Consider the following 18,931-nt stretch of genomic DNA (forward strand, 5'->3'; position numbering starts at 1 on the left):
TTCCCCGCGGTTTTTCCCGCGGTCCCTTCCGCACGGCCGGCGTCCCGCACGGCCGGCGTCGTCCGCGGGGCCACGGCTCACAGGCGCAGGACGGCGGCGCCCGTGATCCGGTCCGCGGCCAGGTCCGCGAGGGCCCGGTCGGCCGCGCGCAGGGGATAGGGGACGGTGGTGGGGCGCAGCCTCAGCCGGGCGGCCAGCCGCAGGAACTCCTCGCCGTCCTGCCGGGTGTTGGCGGTGACGCTGCGCAGCTGCCGCTCCTGGAAGAGCTCCGCGGCGTAGTCGAGGGCCGGGACGTCGCTGAGGTGGATCCCGGCGACGGCGAGGGTGCCGCCCCGGTCGAGGGCGCGCAGCGCCGGGGGGACGAGCGTGCCCACGGGGGCGAAGAGGATCGCCGCGTCCAGCGGCACCGGGGGAGGCTCGTCGGCCTCGCCCACGAAGGCGGCGCCCAGCTCGCGGGCCAGCTCGCGCGCCGCGGCCGAGCGGGTCATGACGTGGACCTCCGCGCCCTGGTGCAGGGCGACCTGGGCGGCGAGGTGCGCGGAGGCCCCGAAGCCGTAGATGCCCAGCCGGCCCCCGGGCGGCAGCTGGGCCCGCCGCAGCGCCCGGTAGCCGATGATCCCGGCGCACAGCAGCGGGGCCGCGTGCTCGTCGTCGAACTCCTCGGGCAGACGGTAGGCGAAGGCCTCGGGGACCAGGGTGAGCTCCGCGTAGCCGCCGTCCTGGTCCCACCCGGTGAAGCGCGGCGCCGTGCAGAGGTTCTCCTGCCCGCGGCGGCAGAAGCGGCAGCGTCCGCAGGTGTGCCGCAGCCACGCGACGCCCACGCGCTCGCCATTCCGGAACCGGGCGCACCCGGGACCCGGGCGCACCACCTCGCCGACGATCTCGTGGCCCGGGATCACCCCCGCGCGGTGCAGCGGGAGATCACCCTCCACGAGGTGCAGATCGGTGCGGCACACCCCGCAGGCCCGCACCCGGACGAGCAGCTCCCCTGCTCCCGGTACCGGGTCGGGGCACTGTCCGAACCGCATCGGCCCGCCGGCGGCGGGGCCGGGCTCGTCGATCCACCACGCACGCATGCCGTCCTCGTCGATCCCCCGGCGGAGGGCTCCGGCCGCGGCCGTGACCCCTGTCCTGCTCCGAGTCTAGGAACGGATCACAGGTCCCGTCAGGAAACGAGGAATGTTAACGCCCCGGTCCCGGCCACCGCGCACGGCGCCGGCGGGACGGCCCGGACGGGGGAAGCGCCGGGCGTGGGCGGCCCGCGGATGTCGGCGGGAGGTGTTCCCAACCGGGGCGCGGGGGACGACCATGGGGGACGAAGGACCGACCGGGTGCGGCCCGCGTCGCCGGCACCCGGGCGCTACGTGCCCCGGCGCGCGACGAGAGGACTCAGGCATGACCGAGCGCATCGACCGATGGCCCACGGGGGCTCCGTGCTGGGCGGACATCATGGTCTCGGACCTGGACCGTTCCATGGACTTCTACGCCTCCGTGCTCGGGTGGCGGTTCACGCCCTCGGACCCGGCGTACGGCGGCTACTGCAACGCCCTGGTGGACGGCGAGCCGGTGGCGGGGATGTCGCCGGCGCTGCCCGACATGGAGGACGATCCGCACGCGTGGGCCGTCTACCTCGCGTCCGACGACATCGTGGCCACGGGCAGGGCCGCGGTGGCGGCCGGCGCCCGCCAGCTGTTCGAGCCGATGGCCGTGGGCCGTTTCGGCACCATGGGCGTGTGGATCGATCCCACGGGGGCGGCCTTCGGCGTGTGGCAGCCGCAGGAGCACACCGGCTTCAGCATCGTCGGCAAGCACGGGACCGTGGCCTGGTGCGATCTCCTGACCTCCGACCAGGCGGCCGCCGAGCGGTTCTATGCCGAGGTGTTCGGCTACACGTACCAGGACATCGGGACGCGGCACGAGGCGTATGCGGTGTTCACGGTCCCGGGCATGGACCGTACGGCCGGGGGGATCGGCGTTCCTGCCGAGGACGTCGACCACCTGCAGGAGGCGCCGCCGCTGTGGTGGGTCTGCTTCGAGGTCGACGACGCCGACACCGCCGCCGAGCGGGTCGTCGCCGCGGGGGGCGCGCTGATCCGGGAGCCGGAGGAGTTCGGCTACGGGGAACTGGTCTTCGCCGCCGGCCCGGACGGCGAGCGCTTCGCCATGATGGGCCCGTCCTCGGAGGACTGGACCGAGGAGGACGACCAGGACACCGACCAGGACACCGACGAGGACACCGGGCGGTCGTGAGCGGGCCCCCCGCCCGGGCGAACCTGCGGCCGAGGCGTCAGGCGGCGGCCCGGTGCGTCAGGGCAGGGGCCTCAGAACATGCCCACGACGGCGCCGACGAACCACAGCACCGCGAACAGCACCACGAGGCCGAGGACGACCGCCAGCGCGATCTTCCCCTTCGCCGAGTCGCCGGGCCGGTCGACGTCGAGCTCGTGGTTGGTGGGGCCCACGCCCGAGCCGGCGTCGGGCGGGGTGTCGCCTTCGATGCTCAGGCCGGACTCCTCGTTCAGGGCGTCACCGGCCTGCTTCGGGTCGGTGCGCGCGCGCTCGGGATCGATGTCGGCCACGGGGTCCTGCTTTCTCCGGTCGGACGTGCTGGGACAGGTGCTCCCAGCAGAATAGCAAGCCTGCTGGCGAAATGGGTCGTCCTGTGCCGGGGACCGCCGGCCCCGGCGCCCGCTCGCGAGCGGCGCGACGGGGTCCGGGGCGCACTGCGCCGGGGAGCGGCTGCTCAGCCGCCCCAGCGGCGGCGGAGGGCGTCGACCAGCACCGCGAAGTCCTCGGCCATGTCCGGGCACCCGGGATCGGAGAGCCACTGGATCTGCAGGCCGTCCATGGCGGCGATGACGGTGCGGACGATGGAGCCCACCGGGGCGTCCCCGGCCAGCCGGCCGTCCTCGGCGGCCTCGGCCAGCGCCGCGCGGATCTGGTCGGCGGTGACACGGTGGTGGCGGCGCAGCCACGTGTTCGCCGGGTGCCCGGGGTCCACGGCTTCTCCGGCCATGGTCGTGAACAGCCGCACGATCCCGGGCTGCCCCTGGTTGTGGCGGACGAGGTCCACGAGGCTCTCCAGGAACTCCCAGCCGCGGGGCCGGCCCTCGGCCGGGGCCCGGACCTGGGCGGTGTCGATCTCGTCGCGGCGGTCCATCACGGCCTGCAGGAGGTCGTCCTTGGTCGGGAAGTAGTGCACGAGGCCCGTCTGGCTCATTCCGCAGGCCCGGGCGACCCCGCTCATCGAGGTGCCGCGGTAGCCCTCGGCCGAGAACAGCTGCGCGGCGGTGGCCAGGATCTCCTCCCGGCGGGCAGTGCTGTCCGCGCCCCGGGGGCGTCCGCTGCTGCGGCGGGGGGACCGGGGCGCGGCGGCGGACACGGCGTCTCCTGGGGTGCGGTGGGGACGGACGAGGAGGCGGCCGTCCGCGGGAACGGCCGCCTCCTCAGGGACTCAGCCCAACGATACCCGCGCCCGGACGTCGCCCAGCCCGCGGGCGACGACCAGGTCGGCACCTGCGGCCAGGGGCGCCCAGGTGCCGGTGGCCTCGTCCCAGCGGCGGCGCAGCCGCTCGTCGCAGGTCACCGTGACGACGGCGGTGGCCCCGGCGGGGACCTCCACGCCGCAGTAGCCGGCCAGGCGGATCGGCTGGTCGTCCTCGGCCGGGTCCAGGTAGACCTGCACGGTCTCCCGCGAGGCCTGCGCCGAGGTGTTCGTGACCTCGACGTCCACCACCAGTCCGGCCTCGCCCTCGTGGGCCCGCACGGCCCCGTACGCCCAGGTGCCGTAGCCCAGGCCGTGGCCGAACCAGAACAGCGGGGCGGGGGCGTGGCCGGCGTGGAAGCCGCGGTGGCCGACGAACGTGCCGTCGTCGTAGTGCAGGGCCAGGCTCTCGTCCGGGACCACGTCCCACGCCGGGGCGGCCCCGTCCGCGGCGGGGTAGCTGGTGACCAGGCGCCCGGTGGGCTCCAGCGCACCGGTCAGCGCGGCGGCCACGGCGTGCCCGCCCTCCTGGCCCGGCAGACCGGCCACCAGCACCGCGTCCACCTGCTCCAGCCACGGCATGAGCACGGGGGTGGCGGCGTTGACGACCACCACGGTGCGCCGCGCGGCCGCGGCGACCCGGTGGACGAGCTCGTCCTGGCGCCCGGGCAGGGCGAGGGTCGTCTTGTCCGCCGCCTCGGTCTCCTGTTCCTCGGTCACGCCCACGACGACGACGGCGGTGCCGGCGGCCCGGGCGGCGCGCTCGGCGTCGGCGATCAGGTCTTCGTCGGGCCGCGGTGCCGGGGCGGCCGCCAGGGCCGTCCGGCCCAGGGCGGACATGTCCAGCAGGTGGCTCTCCTCGGCCAGCCCGAGCGAGGTGTCCGCCAGCAGGACCTCGCGCCAGTCGACCGGGTCGAGGGCCACGGTGGCCGTGACGGTGGCGCCGGCCGGCAGCTCGACGGTCTCGGCGAAGGCCGGCGGGCGGAGCATGGTCTCGCCCGGGTCCTTGCCCGCGAAGCGCAGCTCGGCCGTGACCTCCCGGTCACCGCTGGTCACGGTCCAGGTGCCGGCCCCGACCGCCCCGAGCAGCACCGGCCCGGCGTCGTTGGCCAGGGTCGTGGTGAGCACGGCGGTGGCCGGGGCCTGGGCGAGGTCGTCGTCCCAGCCGATCGAGAACTCCGCGGAGTCCTCGTGCCGGCGGTCCAGCTCCGTGCCGTCGGCGGCGAGCAGCACCACCTGCATCCCGGGGGCGCCGGTGGCCGGGTCCGTGAGGAAGGCCGGGGCCGCGGCGACGGGACGGGCCCGCACGGCCGGCCCGTCGATCACGCGCACGCGGCCCCCGAGCAGCGCGGTCAGGCCCTCGGCCACGGTGGACTGGTAGGGCGGGTTGACGACCGCCGAGCCGCCGCCCATGTCCACGGTCTCGAGCGCGTGCCGTCCGATCAGCGCCACGGCGTCGTCGGCCTCCCCGTCGGCGGCCAGGGGCAGGACGCCGTTGTTGGCCACGACCGTCATGCCGCGGGCCGCGATCCGGCGCAGCTGCTCCTTCCGCACCGGTGAGTCCACCGCGGGCAGGTCCTGGGCCCACGGGCGGGGCTGCTGCCCCTCGGGGGTGAGCCCGCCGACCCTCTCGGCCAGGCGCAGCAGCCGCACCACGTGCTCGTCCACGGTCTCCTCGGCGACCTCGCCGGCCCGGACCGCGGCCACGAGGCGGTCGCCCCAGGGCCCGCCGGGGCCGGGCATGACGAGGTCCAGGCCGCCGTTGGCAGCGGCCGCGGTGCGCTTGGTGGCGAACCAGTCGCTCATGATCAGCCCGTCCCAGTCCCACTCACCCTTGACGATCCCGTTCTGCACGTGGTCCTGCTCCGTGGCGGGCACCCCGTTGACGTCGTTGTAGGCGGCCATCATCGACCAGGCGCCCGCGTCCTGCGCCGCCATCTCGAAGGGCAGCAGGTACAGCTCGCGCAGCGCGGTCTCCGAGACGCGGGAGTCCATGAAGTTGCGCAGCGTCTCGGACTCGTTGGCCACCAGGTGCTTGAGGCACGCGGCGGTGCCGCGCCCCTGCATGCCGGCCACGTAGGCGGCGGCGGTGCGCCCGGTCAGGTACGGGTCCTCGGAGTAGGCCTCGAACAGCCGCCCGCCCAAGGGGCTCCGGTGCAGGTTGATGGTGGGTCCGAGCACCACGTGGATCTGCTGGCGCTGGGCCTCCTCGGCCAGCATCCGCCCCACCTCCTCGGCGATCTCGTCGTCCCAGGCCCCGGCGATCAGCGTGGCGTTGGGGAACAGGGCCACGGCGTCCCCGCCGATGAACTTCAGCCCGCGCACCCCGGTGGGCCCGTCGGAGAAGGCCAGCGGGGCGAGGCCGACCCGGTCGTTGCCCGGCAGGGTGAAGGCGGTCTCGCCGGTGAGCAGGTGCACCTTCTCCTCCAGGGAGAGGCGGCCCACGAGCTCGCTCAGGCGGGTGGTGCGGTCGAGGAGACGGGTCGTGTCGGTCATGATCACTTCGCTTTCCTGATGGGGAGGACGACGAGGGCGCCGGCCGGCGCGGCGGCCGCGGTCAGGAGGAGGCCGCGTTGGCACCCTGCTGGGCGACGAACCGGCCGGGAACGCCAGGACAATCGGCGGAGGCGCTAATAGTGAGTACGCACTATTCCATGAAGTGACGGAGATCACCAGAGGTGCCGGACCATGTCGCCCGGGGCCGCTCAGGGCAGCTCAGGGCAGCGGCCCGGCCGCGGCCAGCCCGGCGAGCACAGCGAGCACGGTCAGCGCGCCGGTGCCCGCGGCGTTGAGCACCGCGCGCAGCGCCCTCCCGTCCCGGGCCAGCCGCACGGTGTCGGCCATCGCGGTGGAGAAGGTCGTGTACCCGCCGCAGAAGCCGATCACGGAGGCCGCGGCGGCCGGCCCGCCCAGAGTCCCGGCCAGCGCGGCGCCGGACAGGAATCCGGCCAGGAAGGAGCCGCTCACGTTGACGACCACGGTGCCGGCGGGGAAGGACGTGGCCCACCGCTGCCGCACGGCCCCGTCCACCGCGAACCGGGCCATCGCCCCCAGCCCGCCGAAGAGGCAGATCAGCAGGGCGGTCACGCGCGCCGCCCCCGGGCCGCGAGGGCGGTGCCGGCGAGGCAGGCCAGGAACCCGCACCCCAGCGAGATCCCCACGTAGGCCAGGGCCTGCCCCGCGGACCCGCCGGCCAGCAGCCGCTCCGCCTCGAGGGCGAGCGAGGAGAACGTCGTGAACCCGCCCAGGACCCCGGTGCCCACGCCGAGGCGCAGCAGCATCCCGCGCGGCGTCTCCGCGCCGCGCCGCAGGAGGGCCTCCAGGAGCATCCCCAGCAGGAACGCCCCGAGCAGGTTCGCCGCCAGGGTGGCCAGCGGCCAGCCGGCCACGGTCGGCAGCAGCAGGGCGAGGCCGTGGCGGGCGCCGGTGCCCAGCGCCCCACCGGCCCCCACGGCGAGGACCAGCAGCAGGCGCCGGTGCGGCGGTCGGCTCATGGGGACTCCTCGGGGGCGGGCTCCCGGGGGAGCGGTCGGCGGCTCGATCCTACCGGCGGGTCCGTAGGATGTCCGGGTGCAGACGATACGCGGCGCCCGGATCCTCCTGGCCCTCAAGACCTCGCTCGCCGTGGCCCTGTCCTGGGTCGTGGCCCAGCGGATGCCCGGGGTGATCGACGACTACCCGTACTACGCCCCGCTGGGCGCGATCTCCGCGATGTACCCGACCGTGCTGGGCTCGGTGCGCGCGGGGCTGCAGACGGTGGCCGGCATCGCCCTGGGGATCATGCTGGCCGCAGGAGTCCTGCTGGTCGGTGACCCCAACCTCGTGACGGTCTCGGTGGCGGTCGGCCTGGGCGTCCTCCTGGCGGGCGTCCGCCAGCTCGGGGCCGGGGCGGAGTACGTCCCGGTCGGCGCCCTCTTCGTCCTCATCGTCGGGGGCCAGGACGCCGAGGGCTTCTCGGCCGGCTTCCTCGTGCAGATGTCCGTGGGCGTCGCGATCGGCCTGCTCGTCAACGTGACGGTCATCCCGCCCCTGGACTTCCGCACCGCTCGCCTGCAGCTCGACCGGCTGCAGAACGTCGTCGTCGACTACCTCGAGGACGTCGCCGGGGAACTCGCGGAGCCCGGGACCACCGGGGGGCGGGACTGGCGCCAGCGCAACCACGCGCTGGTGCGGATCACCGGCGAGGTGCGCGAGGCGGTCGACGAGTCGGCGCGCAGCGCCCGCGGCAACCCCCGGATGATGCTCCGCCGCCGGCGCCGCCCCGCGGACTCGACCGACCCCGGATACGACTCCCTGCTGAAGCTCGAGAACGTGATCTTCCACCTCCGGGGCTTCACGGACGCGGTGCGCGAGCTCTACGACCACCAGCAGCACGACTGGCTCGTGCCCGTGGCCCTGAGCGCCCGGCTCGCCGAAGCGGTGCAGTCCGCCGCCGACGCGGTGCGCGCGTGGGCCGACAGTGAGGATCCGGAGGAGGCGGCCGAGCGGGTCCGCTCCCTGGTGGGACGGCTCCACGCCGACCTCACCGACCCCTCGCGGGCGGAGGACCAGCTCGTCATGGCCGCCGCCCAGGACCTCGCCCGGCTCGTGGCGGTCCTGGACCCGCCGACCGCCCCGACGGCCGGCAGCAGCGCCGTGACCCGGGGCTGACGCCCCCGGTCGACCCGGCCGCGGCGCCGTCCGGGACCCCCGGGCCCCGGACGGCGGGCGGCTCAGGCCCGGCTGCGCCGCCGCAGGAGCAGCGCGCCCGCCGCGCTCGCGGCGATCCCCGCGGCGAGCAGACCGGCCAGGAGGCCGGTGCCGGGGCGCTGCTCCGGCTCCGCGGCGGCCGTCTGGAGATTGAGGCCGGGGTTGACGGCCGCGGGCGCGGTCTCGACGGGCGCCGCCACGACTGGTGCTTCCACGACGGGTGCGACGGGGGGCGGTGCGACCTCCACCGGGGCGGCCTCGACCGGCGCGGGCGGTGCGGGGAGCGCCGGGGGCGCGGCCGGCGCCGGGACCACCGGGGCGGGGCTCTCGCAGGCCACGACGGCCTGCTCGAGGAGCACGAGGAACTGCTCGACCGTGGCCTCGTCGACGGCCAGCTGCGCCAGGAGCGCCTCGAACGCCACGGCGGCGTCGGCGAGGGCCTGCTCGGCGACGGCGGGGTCGAGCGTGCCGAGCGCGGCGGCGAGCTCCTGGTCGAGCTCGACGAGGCGGGCCTCGGCCTGGGCGACGGCCTCCGGGTCGCCGGACTCCCGGGCGGCCATCAGTGCGGCACCGGCCGCCTCCAGCTCCTGCAGGCTCGGCCCGCCGACGTCCCCCACGAGCGCGGCGTACTGGGCCTCCGCGGCGGCCACGGCCTCGGCCGAGGAGCCGAGCGCCGCGAGCGTGTCGGGCGTGAGGCCCGCCCCGGTCAGCGCGGTGTCCAGCTGCGCCGTGGCCTGCAGGCAGGCGGGGTCCCCGGGTGCGGCGAGGGCGGCCGGGGTGCCCACGACGAGGCCTCCGGCCAGCATCGCGGCGGCGGCGCCCGTGGCCGCCCACGTCTTTCCAGCAGTCATGTCCTGTGTCTCCTGTGCTCGGTCCTCGGCCCGGGACCACCCCGCGGCCGGCAGCGCGCGGCAGACCTCCCCCCGGCGTCGCCGATCCGCGCGTGCGGGCGGGGCGACAGGAATTGTCGTGCTGCTGGTCGTGCGGCGTGCACCGTGGAGCTCGCGGAGATCCGGAAGCGCGTCCGACGGACTGCTGTGCCGTCAAAATACGCGCCGGTAGCCTGCGTTGGCAATAGTGAACACGAGGCCCGGGCGAACCGGGGCCGGGTCTGCGCCCGGGGCGCTCCGGGGGGCGGTAGGACGCCCGGGCCTCGTCCCGCGCGCGCAGGACGGGCCCGGGCACGCCGCGTCCCCCGGGTGCGGTGGCACCCGGGGGACGCGGCGTCGCGGGGAGGCTCTCCGCCGCAGCGGAGCGCGGTATCAGCCGGCGGGAGTGGCCTGCAGGCTCCCCTGCCGGGCGGCCCAGGCGGCGTAGGAGCCCTCGAGCTCCACGACGTCGTAGCCGGCGTGGCGCAGGGTGGAGGCCACGACCGAGCTGCGCAGACCGCTCTGGCAGTAGGTCACGACCGTGCCCTGGGTCGGGAGCCGGTCCAGGTTCCACAGGACCCGGCCGCCGTGCAGCTGGGTGGAGCCGGGGACGGAGCCGGCGGCGTGCTCGCTGACGGCGCGCACGTCCAGCAGTACGGCCTTGTCGAAGGCCTCGACCTCCTCGGGGGAGACCAGCTGCGGAGTGGACTGCGGCAGGCCCTCGATCCCGGTGACGTAGCCGGCCACGGCGTCGATGCCCACGCGCACCAGGTGGTCCCAGAACTCCTGGGCCGCCTCCTGGTCGGAGGCCAGCAGCACCAGCGGGCGGGAGTCGGCCTCCGGGTTCACGGCCCAGGCGCCGAAGGTCGCGATGGACTTGCCGGCCGGGATGTTCAGCGCCCCGGTCACGGTCCCGGTGTGCACCTCGTCCGCGGAGCGGGTGTCCACGAAGGTCACCTCGTCGGCGGCCAGCTGCTGCGCGACCTGCTGCACGTCGAGCTCGGGCAGGGGTGCCCGCTCGCCCATGACGGCCGGGCCCCGGCGGTTCTGGTTCTTCATCCGCCCGAAGTAGAACGGGGCGTCGGGCTGGCCCTCGAGCAGCTCGGCGACGAAGCCGGCCTCGTCATCGGCCGCCAGGTAGGGGCCCCACCAGGCGTAGAGGCGCTCGTAGCCCACCGTGGTGGAGGGGATCGCGCCCAGCGCCTTGCCGCAGGCCGAGCCGGCCCCGTGGCCGGGGAAGACCTGGACGTGGTCGGGCAGGGTCAGGAACTTCTCCTTGAGGCTGGCGAACATCTGCTTCGCGCCGAGGAAGCGGGTGTCCACCCCGCCGGCGGCCTCGTCCAGCAGGTCGGGGCGGCCCAGGTCGCCGGAGAACACGAAGTCGCCGGTGAGCATGTACCCGGGGGCGTCGGCGAAGGCGCCGTCGGTGACCAGGAAGGACAGGTGCTCGGGGGTGTGGCCCGGGGTGTGCACGGCCTTCACCACGATGTTGCCGATGCGGATCTCGTCGCCGTCGTGCAGGCGGGCGGCCTCGAACTCGTACTGCCAGTCCTCCCCGCCCTCGCCGGAGACGTGGATGTCCGCGCCGGTGGCCGCGGCCAGCTCGCGGGTGCCGGAGAGGTAGTCGGCGTGGATGTGGGTCTCGGTGACCGCGGTGATCTCCATGCCGTTCTTCGCGGCCATGTCCCGGTAGACGTCGATGTCGCGGCGGGCGTCGACCACCAGCGCCTGGCCGGTGCGCTGGCACCCGATGAAGTAGCTGGCCTGGGCGAGGTCCTCGTCGTAGATGCGCTCGATCAGCATGAATCTCTCCTTCGTTCGGTGGCTGTTGACACGTTCCCCGGGTGGGGTTCCCCGCGTCGTCCTGAGCACAACGATAATACCCCTGGGGGTATCGCGCAAGTACCCCCCAGGGTATCTACGCAGCGGGGTGCCGGGGCGGCTTCCTGCGGCTCCGGTGCCGGTCGACCGCCTCGTGGTAGGACGCCACGAGGAACTCGGTCGCGGCCCGCCAACCGAGGCCCTCGGCCTCGGCCCGGCCGGCCGCGCCCATCCGCGCGCGCAGACCCGCGTCGTCGAGCAGCCGGACCAGACCGTGGGTGAGCGCGTCCGCGTCGCCGGGCGGCACGAGCAGCCCGGTCCGCCCGTCGTGCACCGCGAACGGGATCCCACCGGCCCGGGCGCCGACCACCGGGACCCCGCTCGCCAGGGACTCCAGGGCCACCAGCCCCAGGGTCTCGGTGCTGGACGGGAACGCGAACACGTCCGCCGAGGCGTACGCGGCCGCCAGCTCCTCCCCGGCGAGCCGGCCCGGGAAGACCGTGGGGGTGCCCGCGAAGCGCCGTTCCAGCTCCGCCCGGTGCGGGCCGTCGCCCACCACGGCGAGCCGGGTGCCCGGCAGCCGCCGGAGCGGCTCCAGGAGGGCCTCCACGCTCTTCTCCTTCGACAGCCGTCCCACGGACAGCACCAGATGCTCCCCGGGGTGCCCGTCCGTGAGCCGGCGTCGCATCGCGGGAGACGCCTTCGCGGGGTGGAACAGCTCCGTGTCGACGCCCTTGGGCCACAGCGCCACGTCACGCACGCCCAGGGCCGCGGCCCGTTCCACCATGGGACCCGACGTGCACAGGGTGACCTCGGCGAGGTTGTGGGTCGTGCGGATCCACCGCTCCACGGGTCGGCGCAGGGCTCCCAGCCCGAACACGCCCAGGTACTGCGGGACGTCGGTGTGGAAGGACGCGAGCAGCGGCAGGCCCCGCGCCCGCGCCGAGAGAGCACCCCACGCACCGAACCAGACCGGGTTCACGGCGTGCACGACGTCGGGGCGGAACGCCGACACGGCGCGCTCGACCCGCGGGGACGGCAGGCCTCCCCGGACGTCCCGGTACCAGGGGAACGCCACGGAGGGGGCCCTGACCACCCGGTGCGGACCCCAGTGCTCGGGCGGGTGTCCCGGCGTGAGCACGAGCACCTCGTGGCCCAGGTCCCCGAGCTCGTCGAGGGTGCGGGTCAGGCGCGTCACCACACCGTCGACGTTCGGGACGAAGACGTCCGTGTACAGCGCGATCCGCATCCGCCGGCTCAGGCGCCGACGCCCACGGCCGCGGGGCGGACCGGCCGCGACGGGACCCCCGGGCGCCGGCGGGCGTTCCACACGGACGTCGCCGGGATGCGGGAGAGGTCCACGCGGTGGGCCCAGCGCACGGCGGCCTCCTCGACCTCCAGCAGCAGGCCCTCCGAGAGGGTGGTGGGCCGCAGCCCGAGGTCCAGGAACGCGTCGTTGTCGACGTGCAGGTCGTTCTCCGCGGACTCCTGGCGGGGGTTGGGGACCATCTCCACCACCGCGCCGGTGAGCCCGGCCACGAGATGGGCGAGGTCGCGCACCCGGTGGGTCTCCGTCATCTGGTTGAAGATCTTCACGCGGTCGCCGGCCGCCGGGGGGTGGGTGAGAGCGAGCTCCACGCACCGGACCATGTCCTGGATGTGGATGAACGCGCGGGTCTGCCCGCCGGTGCCGTGCACGGTCAGCGGGTGGCCGACCGCCGCCTGGACGAGGAAGCGGTTGAGGACCGTGCCGTAGTCGCCGTCGTAGTCGAAGCGGTTGACGAGCCGCTCGTCGAGCGCGGTCTCCGCGGTGCTGGTGCCCCAGATGATGCCCTGGTGCAGATCGGTGATCCGCAGCCCGTCGTTCTTGGCGTAGAAGGCGAACATGGCCTGATCCAGGACCTTGGTCATGTGGTAGAGCGAGCCGGGCTGGGAGGGGTAGAGGATCTGCTGGGGGACGCTGCCGTCGGGGCCGGGGACCTCCACGTCCAGATACCCCTCCGGGATCCGCATCCCGGCGGTGCCGTACCCGTAGACGCCCATGGTGCCCAGGTGCACGAGGTGGACGTCGAGGCCGGACTCCACGATCGCGCACAGCACGTTGTGGGTGGCGTTGACGTTGTTGTCCACGGTGTAGCGCTTGGTGCGCGGGCTCTTCATGGAGAACGGCGCCGCCCGCTGCTCCGCGAAGTGCACCACGGCGTCCGGGCGCTCGATGACGAGGAGGTCGAGGAACGCCTCGTAGTCCTCGGCGAGGTCGATCCCGGCCGCGCCGATCCGCCGGCCCGTGCACTCCGCCCACGCCGCCCGGCGCTCGTCGAGGCCGCGGATGGGGGTCAGCGACTCCGTGCCGAGCTGAGAGTCGATGGCGCGGCGGGAGAGGTTGTCGACCACGACCACGTCGTGGCCGCGCGCGGACAGGTGCAGGGCGGCGGGCCAGCCGCAGAAGCCGTCACCACCGAGGATCGCGATCTTCACTGGTTCTCCGTTCCCGGCCCGGCCGGTGCCGGACCCGTCGGGTGGGTGTCGGCCTCAGCGTGGAGGACGCGGGTGAACCGGGAGTGAACGGTCCCGGACCAGCTGCTGGTGCCCGAACGAACCGGGGCGGACCTCCCAGCCCGGGCCGGTCAGCTCGCGCAGCTCGTGGGGCAGATAGGCGCGGCGCAGGGACCGCAGCCCGTCGGTGCGCAGGAAGGAGCCCGGGGCCAGGGGCAGGACGCCCACCGAGTACAGCCGGTAGGCCGCCGGGCTGCGCACGAGGTCGTTGTGCACCACGAGCCGGCCGGCCAGCCGCTCGGAGTCCGCCACGAGCTCCCGCACGGGCCCGGGGTCCAGGTGGTGGAGCAGGTGGTTGGAGACCACGACGTCGAACGTCTCGCCGGCCGCGACGAGCTCCCGGCTGGTGACCCGCCGGAAGACCGGGGGCGCTGCTCCCGGGTGCCGCGCCGACCAGCGGGCGGTCCGCGCCGAGGCCCACTCGTGGGCGCGGGCGTCCGGGTCGATGCCGGTGATCCGCAGGTCGACCCCGTCCCGCTGCGCCCACCGGGCCAGGGCGCGCGCCACGTCCCCGCCGCCGGAGCCGACGTCCAGGAGGGTCAGCGGCCGGCCGTGCGCGGCGAGGGGCCGGATCCTGCGCCGGTACGTGGTGGACCACCCGGCGACCAGGAAGTTGACGACGTCGAAGCGCGCGTAGGTGCGCTCCAGCGCGGCGAGGTCGCAGCAGGGGTCGTCCATCAGCTCGCGCAGCTCGGCGTCCCGCCGGGAGAGGTCGGGCCGGGCGCGCGGCAGGACGGAGGGCATCTGCCCATTCTCCGCGGGCCGACACGATCCGCCAAGGAGCACGGCGGGCCGGGAGCGGCGCGCGGCGCCGTCACTAGACTGGGGATCTCTGCCGGCGCCGGGCCGGAGCGGACGGGAGAAGGGGACCGCGTGGGACACACCGTGCGTGCCGCGGGCTCGTCGCCCGCTCCGTGGATCGGCCTCGCGGGCGGGTGCTGGGCCGCCAACGCGGCCCTGGGCGCGTCCGTGGGCGCCGGGCTCGTGCGCACGGGCCGGTTCCGCTGGATCCACCACGCCCTCTACATCGCCACCACCACGACGACGGCGCTGGCCGCGGTCCTCGCCGCCGGCTCGCCCACCGCCTCGGGGCGCGCGGCGGGCCGGGCCCTGGTGCCGGCGCTGCTGCCCCTGGCCGTTCTGCCGCACATCGGCACGCCCGCCCAGGGGCACCCGCGCCGCCACGCGCTCGCGGCGCTGTCCGCGGCGCCGTTCTACGCAGCGGCCCTGGTCCGGGCCCGCGCCGCCCGTGCGGGCTGACCTGCCCGAGCCGACCGATCCGACCCACCCGATCCGCCCGACCCGACCGATCTGACCGGAGAGCACATGGAGTTCCTCGACGTCGTCTTCAACCGCCGCACCACCAACGGCCCGTTCCTGCCGGACCGGGTGTCCCCGGAGCACCAGAAGCTGCTGCTGCGCACGGCCGCGGCCGCGCCCTCCCAGTTCAACAGCCAGCCGTGGCGCTTCGTGCTGATCGAGGACCGGGGGACCATCGACCGGATCGCCCGGATCAGCGCCGATTCGATGACGCAGGTGATGGCGGAGGGGTCCTTCTTCGACCGGTACAAGCGCTACTTCCGCTTCAGCAAGCAGGAGATGGACGAGCAGCGCTTCGGGATGCTCTTCGACAGGCTGCCCGCGGTGCTGCGCCCCTTCACCAAGAAGGCGTTCACCCCGGGCGGGCAGGCCATGATGAACCGGCTGCGGGTGCCGCAGACCCTGGGGGCGGAGAACCACAAGCTCGTGGCCGGGTCCCCCCTGCTGCTCGGCGTGATGCTCGACCGCCGCGAGTACCGCCCGGGGGAGCTCTCCGGGTTCTACTCGCTCTTCTCGATGGGCGCGGCCATGGAGAACCTGTGGCTGACCACCGTGGAGCTCGGCATGGGCATCCAGTTCATCTCCTTCCCCATGGAGGCCCCCGCCCGGTGGGCCGAGATCGTGGACCTCCTGCACGTGCCGGAGGACCTCGAGCTCATGGCCGTCTACCGTCTGGGCTACGTCCCGGAGGAGCACCGCCGCCCGGCGATCGACTGGTCCAGCCGGGAGCGGCGCCGGATCTCCCAGTACGTGTTCCGGGAGTCCTGCGCCACGCCGCAGCAGGGCTGGGACGACTGAGCGTCGCTCCGCACGGGCCCGCCCCCGGGCCGGGCGACGCCGTCACCCTCCGGTGATGAGGGACGCGGCGCGCTCCGCGATCATCGCCGTGGGCGCGTTGGTGTTGCCGCTCGGCACCCGCGGCATGACCGAGGCGTCCACGACCCGCAGGCGGTCGATCCCGTGCACGCGCAGGTCGTCGGGGGAGACCACCGCGTCCGGGCCGGTGCCCATGCGGCACGTGCCGACCTGGTGGTGGTAGGTGGTCACGAAGCGGTTGACGTAGGCGACCTCCTCGTCCTCGGTGCGCACCTCCGTCCCGGGGTGGACCTCGACGGCTCCCCACTGCTCCGCCAGCGGCGGCGCCCCGACCATGGCGCGGGCCTGCCGGAAGGACGCCAGCAGGGCCTCGCGGTCGCGCGGGTCGTCGAAGATGTTCGGGTCGAGCTCCACGGGGTCGGAGACTCCCGGCCCGGTGAGGCGCACCGTGCCCCGGGAGTGCGGGCGGACGAGCCCCGCGTGCAGCGTGAAGGCGTTCGCCGGCCCCGTCATCCCGTCGTCGTACATCGGGACCGAGAAGTGGATCGGCTGCGTGTCGGGGGCGTCCAGGTCCGGCCGGGAGCGCCAGAACAGGTGGGTCTGGGTGACGGACCAGTCGCTCTCGGGGTGCTCGATGGTGCGGCTCGTCGCCTCGGCGATGACCGGGGCCAGCAGGTGGTCGTGGAGGTTGGCGCCCACCCCGGGCAGGTCGTGGGCCACGGGGACGCCGACGTCGGTGAGGTGCTCGGCCGGGCCGATCCCGGAGCGCAGGAGGATCTTGGGGGAGTCGAGCGCCCCGGCGCACAGGATCACCTCGTCGGCGCGGATCTCCTCGGGGACGCCGTCCGGGTCGTCGAGGGGCACGACGGCCACGCCGACCGCGCGGCCGTCCTCGAGCAGCACCTTCTGCAGGAGCACGCCGGTGCGGACCGTCAGCCGCGGGTCGCCCTCCACCGGCGCCACGTACGCCATGTACGTGTTGAAGCGCCGTCCGTCCCGGACGTTGATCTGCTGCTGGGAGACGCCGTCGAGCGCGCCGGCGTTGTAGTCCTCGTTGTAGGGCACGCCCACGTGCTCGGCGGCCTCGATGATGGACTCGAAGATCGGGTTGAGCGGGTAGTCCTGCACCGCGGGAACCGGGCCGTCGGTGCCCCGGCTCCCGTCCGGGACCGCGCCGGCGGGCGGGACGTAGGCCTCGACCGCCTGGAACCACGGCAGCACGTCCTCCCAGCCCCATCCCGGGCAGCCGTCCGCGGCCCAGGCGTCGTAGTCCTGCGCCGCCCCGCGCACCCAGATCGTGGCGTTGAGCGCGTGGGAGCCCCCGAGCACGCGGCCGCGCGGCCAGTGGATCACCCGGCCGTCCGCGTGCCGCTGGGGCACCGTGAAGTAGTCCCAGTCCTCCGGCGAGTGCCACAGCTCGCCCAGGCGGGACACCAGGTGGATCGCCGGGTTGAGGTCCCTGCCGCCGGCCTCGAGGAGGACCACCTCGTGGCCGGCGTCCAGGAGGCGGCGGGTCAGGATGCTGCCGGCGGTGCCGGCGCCCACGACGACGTAGGTCTGGGCAGTCTCGTTGCTCATGGCCCCAGTGTGATCCCGGGCACACCGCGGCGCCTTGTCGCGGCGTGCACGGCACTTGACCCACAGCGCGGGAATCCGCGCTGTGGGTCAAGAGGCGTGCTCGCACGGACAAGCCGCGGCGACGTGTCCTGGGTCACCATGGGGGCAGCACTGATCCGCACCTCCCGAAGGAGATCCCGTGAGCACCACGACCGCATCCTCGACCACCACGACCTACGCGGACCTGCTCGCCGCCGTCACCGACCCGGAGGGCCGCGAGATCCTCGACCCGGCCACCGGGGAGCTGGTCGGCCGCGTCCACGAGTCCACGGTGGAGGAGCTGGAGCAGGCCCTGGCCCGGGCCCGGCAGGAGCAGGCCGAGTGGGCCGCCGTCCCGGACGCCGAGCGCTCCGCGCTGCTGTACCGGGCCGCCGACGCAATCGAGGCGAACGCCCCGGCGCTCGCCGAGCTGCTCTCGCGCGAGCAGGGCAAGCCGGTGCACCACGGGCCGAACGCCATGTTCGAGGTCGGCGGCGCGGCGGCCTGGATGCGCGCGGCGGCGTCCTTGCCCCTCGAGCCCGAGACGGTCTTCGACGACGAGTCCGGCACCGCGGTCCTCACGTACGACCCCATCGGCGTCGTCGGGGCGATCGGTCCCTGGAACTGGCCGATGATGATCTCCGTCTGGCAGATCGCCCCGGCGCTGCGCATGGGCAACACCGTGGTGCTCAAGCCCTCCGAGTACACGCCGCTCTCCGTCCTGGGGCTGGTGCACGTCCTGAACCAGGTGCTGCCCGAGGGGCTCGTCACCGTGGTCCCCGGCGGCCGGGAGATCGGCGAGGCGCTGTCCCAGCACTCCGGCGTGGACAAGCTGACGTTCACCGGGTCGACCGCCACCGGCAAGGCGATCATGCGCTCGGCCGCGGACACCCTGACCCGGCTGACCCTCGAGCTGGGCGGCAACGACGCGGGCATCGTGCTCCCGGACGCCGATCCGCAGGCCATCGCCGAGGGCCTGTTCTGGGGTGCGTTCATCAATACGGGCCAGACCTGTGCGGCGCTCAAGCGCCTGTACGTCCACGAGGACGTCTACGACGCCGTGTGCGAGTCCCTCACCGAGGTCGCGGCGGCCATGCCGATGGGCGAGGGCCGGGACGAGCGCAACGTCCTCGGCCCCCTGCAGAACAGGTCGCAGTTCGAGATCGTCGCCGACCTCGTGGAGAAGGCCAGGGCCGGCGGGGGGCGGGTGCTGCTCGGCGGGGACCCGGTCGCGGACCAGCCGGGGCACTTCTACCCGACGACCCTGGTGGCCGATCTCGACGACGACAACCCCCTCGTGACCGAGGAGCAGTTCGGGCCGGCCCTGCCCATCGTGAAGTACTCCTCGGTGGACGAGGCCGTGCGCATGGCCAACCGCCTGGACGTGGGACTCGGCGCCTCGGTGTGGGGCTCCGACACCGACCGCGCCCGGGAGGTCGCCGCACGGATCCAGGCCGGCACGGTGTGGATCAACAAGCACGGCGCGATCGACCCGCGCATGCCCTTCGGCGGGATCAAGGGCTCCGGCTTCGGCGTGGAGTTCGGCGTGGAGGGCCTCAAGGCGTTCGGCGTCCCGAAGGTCATCTCCTTCTGACGGAGCCCCCACCCCACCCTCGCCCTCTTCGCCGAACTCACCGGTTCCGCCCGAGACCGACGGATTTCCCCTGTGTGTCAGCCTGGTGTGCGACACACTGGGGGCGGGAAAGGTGTCCGTCATGGATGTTCCAGTGCGTGTTTCCCGTCGGCAGCACTTCAGCGCTGCTCAGCGGTGGGAGCTGCT

General features: G+C 74.5%; 17 protein-coding genes. 5 read left to right on the top strand and 12 right to left on the bottom strand.

Annotation, left to right across the window (positions count from 1 at the left end; translation table 11 throughout):
• Positions 1-77: 77 nt before the first annotated feature.
• Complete coding sequence (locus Q0817_RS08325) at positions 78-1,076, bottom strand: zinc-dependent alcohol dehydrogenase family protein (RefSeq protein ID WP_298585697.1); 999 nt, start codon at positions 1,074-1,076, stop codon at positions 78-80.
• Positions 1,077-1,395: 319 nt separating this feature from the next.
• On the opposite strand from Q0817_RS08325, the gene Q0817_RS08330 reads away from it, so the two are divergent.
• A complete protein-coding gene (locus tag Q0817_RS08330; RefSeq protein WP_298585698.1) occupies positions 1,396-2,250 on the top strand; it encodes a VOC family protein in 855 nt (284 codons plus the stop codon).
• Between the two features lie 71 nt (positions 2,251-2,321).
• Here Q0817_RS08330 and Q0817_RS08335 read toward each other — a convergent pair whose 3' ends face one another.
• From Q0817_RS08335 to Q0817_RS08355, 5 genes are all read right to left on the bottom strand, one after another.
• Positions 2,322-2,579: a DUF6480 family protein gene (locus tag Q0817_RS08335; RefSeq protein WP_298585699.1), complete on the bottom strand. Its 258-nt coding sequence runs from the start codon at positions 2,577-2,579 to the stop codon at positions 2,322-2,324.
• Between the two features lie 164 nt (positions 2,580-2,743).
• Positions 2,744-3,382, bottom strand: coding sequence for a TetR/AcrR family transcriptional regulator (locus tag Q0817_RS08340; protein WP_298585700.1), 639 nt, complete (start codon positions 3,380-3,382; stop codon positions 2,744-2,746).
• A 72-nt stretch (positions 3,383-3,454) separates the two neighbouring features.
• Positions 3,455-5,980 (bottom strand): glycoside hydrolase family 3 C-terminal domain-containing protein, encoded by a 2,526-nt coding sequence (locus Q0817_RS08345; protein ID WP_298585701.1) that lies wholly within the window; start codon positions 5,978-5,980, stop codon positions 3,455-3,457.
• 219 nt (positions 5,981-6,199) lie between these two features.
• Positions 6,200-6,571: a CrcB family protein gene (locus tag Q0817_RS08350; protein ID WP_298585702.1), complete on the bottom strand. Its 372-nt coding sequence runs from the start codon at positions 6,569-6,571 to the stop codon at positions 6,200-6,202.
• Positions 6,568-6,978: a CrcB family protein gene (locus Q0817_RS08355; RefSeq protein ID WP_298585703.1), complete on the bottom strand. Its 411-nt coding sequence runs from the start codon at positions 6,976-6,978 to the stop codon at positions 6,568-6,570. Before Q0817_RS08355 ends, Q0817_RS08350 begins: the two co-directional genes overlap by 4 nt.
• Before the next feature lie 76 nt (positions 6,979-7,054).
• On the opposite strand from Q0817_RS08355, the gene Q0817_RS08360 reads away from it, so the two are divergent.
• Positions 7,055-8,134, top strand: a complete 1,080-nt coding sequence (locus Q0817_RS08360) for an aromatic acid exporter family protein (RefSeq protein WP_298585704.1) — start codon at positions 7,055-7,057, stop codon at positions 8,132-8,134.
• A gap of 62 nt (positions 8,135-8,196) precedes the next feature.
• Here Q0817_RS08360 and Q0817_RS08365 read toward each other — a convergent pair whose 3' ends face one another.
• The 5 genes from Q0817_RS08365 to Q0817_RS08385 form a co-directional block, all read right to left on the bottom strand.
• Complete coding sequence (locus Q0817_RS08365; RefSeq protein WP_298585705.1) at positions 8,197-9,024, bottom strand: hypothetical protein; 828 nt, start codon at positions 9,022-9,024, stop codon at positions 8,197-8,199.
• A gap of 411 nt (positions 9,025-9,435) precedes the next feature.
• Positions 9,436-10,845 carry an MBL fold metallo-hydrolase gene (locus Q0817_RS08370; RefSeq protein ID WP_298585706.1) on the bottom strand — a complete coding sequence of 470 codons (1,410 nt, stop codon included), beginning with the start codon at positions 10,843-10,845 and terminating at the stop codon, positions 9,436-9,438.
• 115 nt (positions 10,846-10,960) lie between these two features.
• Positions 10,961-12,112: a glycosyltransferase gene (locus Q0817_RS08375; protein WP_298585707.1), complete on the bottom strand. Its 1,152-nt coding sequence runs from the start codon at positions 12,110-12,112 to the stop codon at positions 10,961-10,963.
• Positions 12,113-12,120: 8 nt separating this feature from the next.
• Positions 12,121-13,341 (bottom strand): NAD-dependent epimerase/dehydratase family protein, encoded by a 1,221-nt coding sequence (locus Q0817_RS08380; RefSeq protein ID WP_298585708.1) that lies wholly within the window; start codon positions 13,339-13,341, stop codon positions 12,121-12,123.
• A gap of 54 nt (positions 13,342-13,395) precedes the next feature.
• A complete protein-coding gene (locus Q0817_RS08385; RefSeq protein WP_298585709.1) occupies positions 13,396-14,163 on the bottom strand; it encodes a methyltransferase domain-containing protein in 768 nt (255 codons plus the stop codon).
• A gap of 129 nt (positions 14,164-14,292) precedes the next feature.
• Between Q0817_RS08385 and Q0817_RS08390 the strand changes: the two genes are divergently transcribed.
• Together Q0817_RS08390 and Q0817_RS08395 are read left to right on the top strand one after the other, a co-directional pair.
• The gene (locus Q0817_RS08390) at positions 14,293-14,679 is read left to right on the top strand and encodes a hypothetical protein (protein WP_298585710.1); all 387 of its coding nucleotides are present in this window, start codon (positions 14,293-14,295) and stop codon (positions 14,677-14,679) included.
• Between the two features lie 66 nt (positions 14,680-14,745).
• Positions 14,746-15,537 (top strand): nitroreductase family protein, encoded by a 792-nt coding sequence (locus Q0817_RS08395; protein WP_298585711.1) that lies wholly within the window; start codon positions 14,746-14,748, stop codon positions 15,535-15,537.
• Positions 15,538-15,579: 42 nt separating this feature from the next.
• Here Q0817_RS08395 and Q0817_RS08400 read toward each other — a convergent pair whose 3' ends face one another.
• Positions 15,580-17,133, bottom strand: a complete 1,554-nt coding sequence (locus Q0817_RS08400) for a GMC family oxidoreductase (protein ID WP_298585712.1) — start codon at positions 17,131-17,133, stop codon at positions 15,580-15,582.
• A gap of 178 nt (positions 17,134-17,311) precedes the next feature.
• On the opposite strand from Q0817_RS08400, the gene Q0817_RS08405 reads away from it, so the two are divergent.
• Positions 17,312-18,745, top strand: a complete 1,434-nt coding sequence (locus Q0817_RS08405; RefSeq protein WP_298585713.1) for an aldehyde dehydrogenase family protein — start codon at positions 17,312-17,314, stop codon at positions 18,743-18,745.
• The last annotated feature ends 186 nt before the right edge of the window (positions 18,746-18,931 follow it).

It is taken from the genome of uncultured Kocuria sp., assembly GCF_947500125.1.
In the GTDB taxonomy this organism is placed as follows: domain Bacteria; phylum Actinomycetota; class Actinomycetes; order Actinomycetales; family Micrococcaceae; genus Kocuria.

What these genes read in the sequence shown, in the direction of transcription:
- Q0817_RS08385 (WP_298585709.1), bottom strand. Translation starts at nt 14,163, where the DNA reads ATGCCCTCCGTCCTGCCGCGCGCCCGGCCCGACCTCTCCCGGCGGGAC.
- Q0817_RS08355 (WP_298585703.1), bottom strand. Translation starts at nt 6,978, where the DNA reads ATGAGCCGACCGCCGCACCGGCGCCTGCTGCTGGTCCTCGCCGTGGGG.
- Q0817_RS08400 (WP_298585712.1), bottom strand. Translation starts at nt 17,133, where the DNA reads ATGAGCAACGAGACTGCCCAGACCTACGTCGTCGTGGGCGCCGGCACC.
- Q0817_RS08365 (WP_298585705.1), bottom strand. Translation starts at nt 9,024, where the DNA reads ATGACTGCTGGAAAGACGTGGGCGGCCACGGGCGCCGCCGCCGCGATG.
- Q0817_RS08375 (WP_298585707.1), bottom strand. Translation starts at nt 12,112, where the DNA reads ATGCGGATCGCGCTGTACACGGACGTCTTCGTCCCGAACGTCGACGGT.
- Q0817_RS08345 (WP_298585701.1), bottom strand. Translation starts at nt 5,980, where the DNA reads ATGACCGACACGACCCGTCTCCTCGACCGCACCACCCGCCTGAGCGAG.
- Q0817_RS08395 (WP_298585711.1), top strand. Translation starts at nt 14,746, where the DNA reads ATGGAGTTCCTCGACGTCGTCTTCAACCGCCGCACCACCAACGGCCCG.
- Q0817_RS08325 (WP_298585697.1), bottom strand. Translation starts at nt 1,076, where the DNA reads ATGCGTGCGTGGTGGATCGACGAGCCCGGCCCCGCCGCCGGCGGGCCG.
- Q0817_RS08370 (WP_298585706.1), bottom strand. Translation starts at nt 10,845, where the DNA reads ATGCTGATCGAGCGCATCTACGACGAGGACCTCGCCCAGGCCAGCTAC.
- Q0817_RS08330 (WP_298585698.1), top strand. Translation starts at nt 1,396, where the DNA reads ATGACCGAGCGCATCGACCGATGGCCCACGGGGGCTCCGTGCTGGGCG.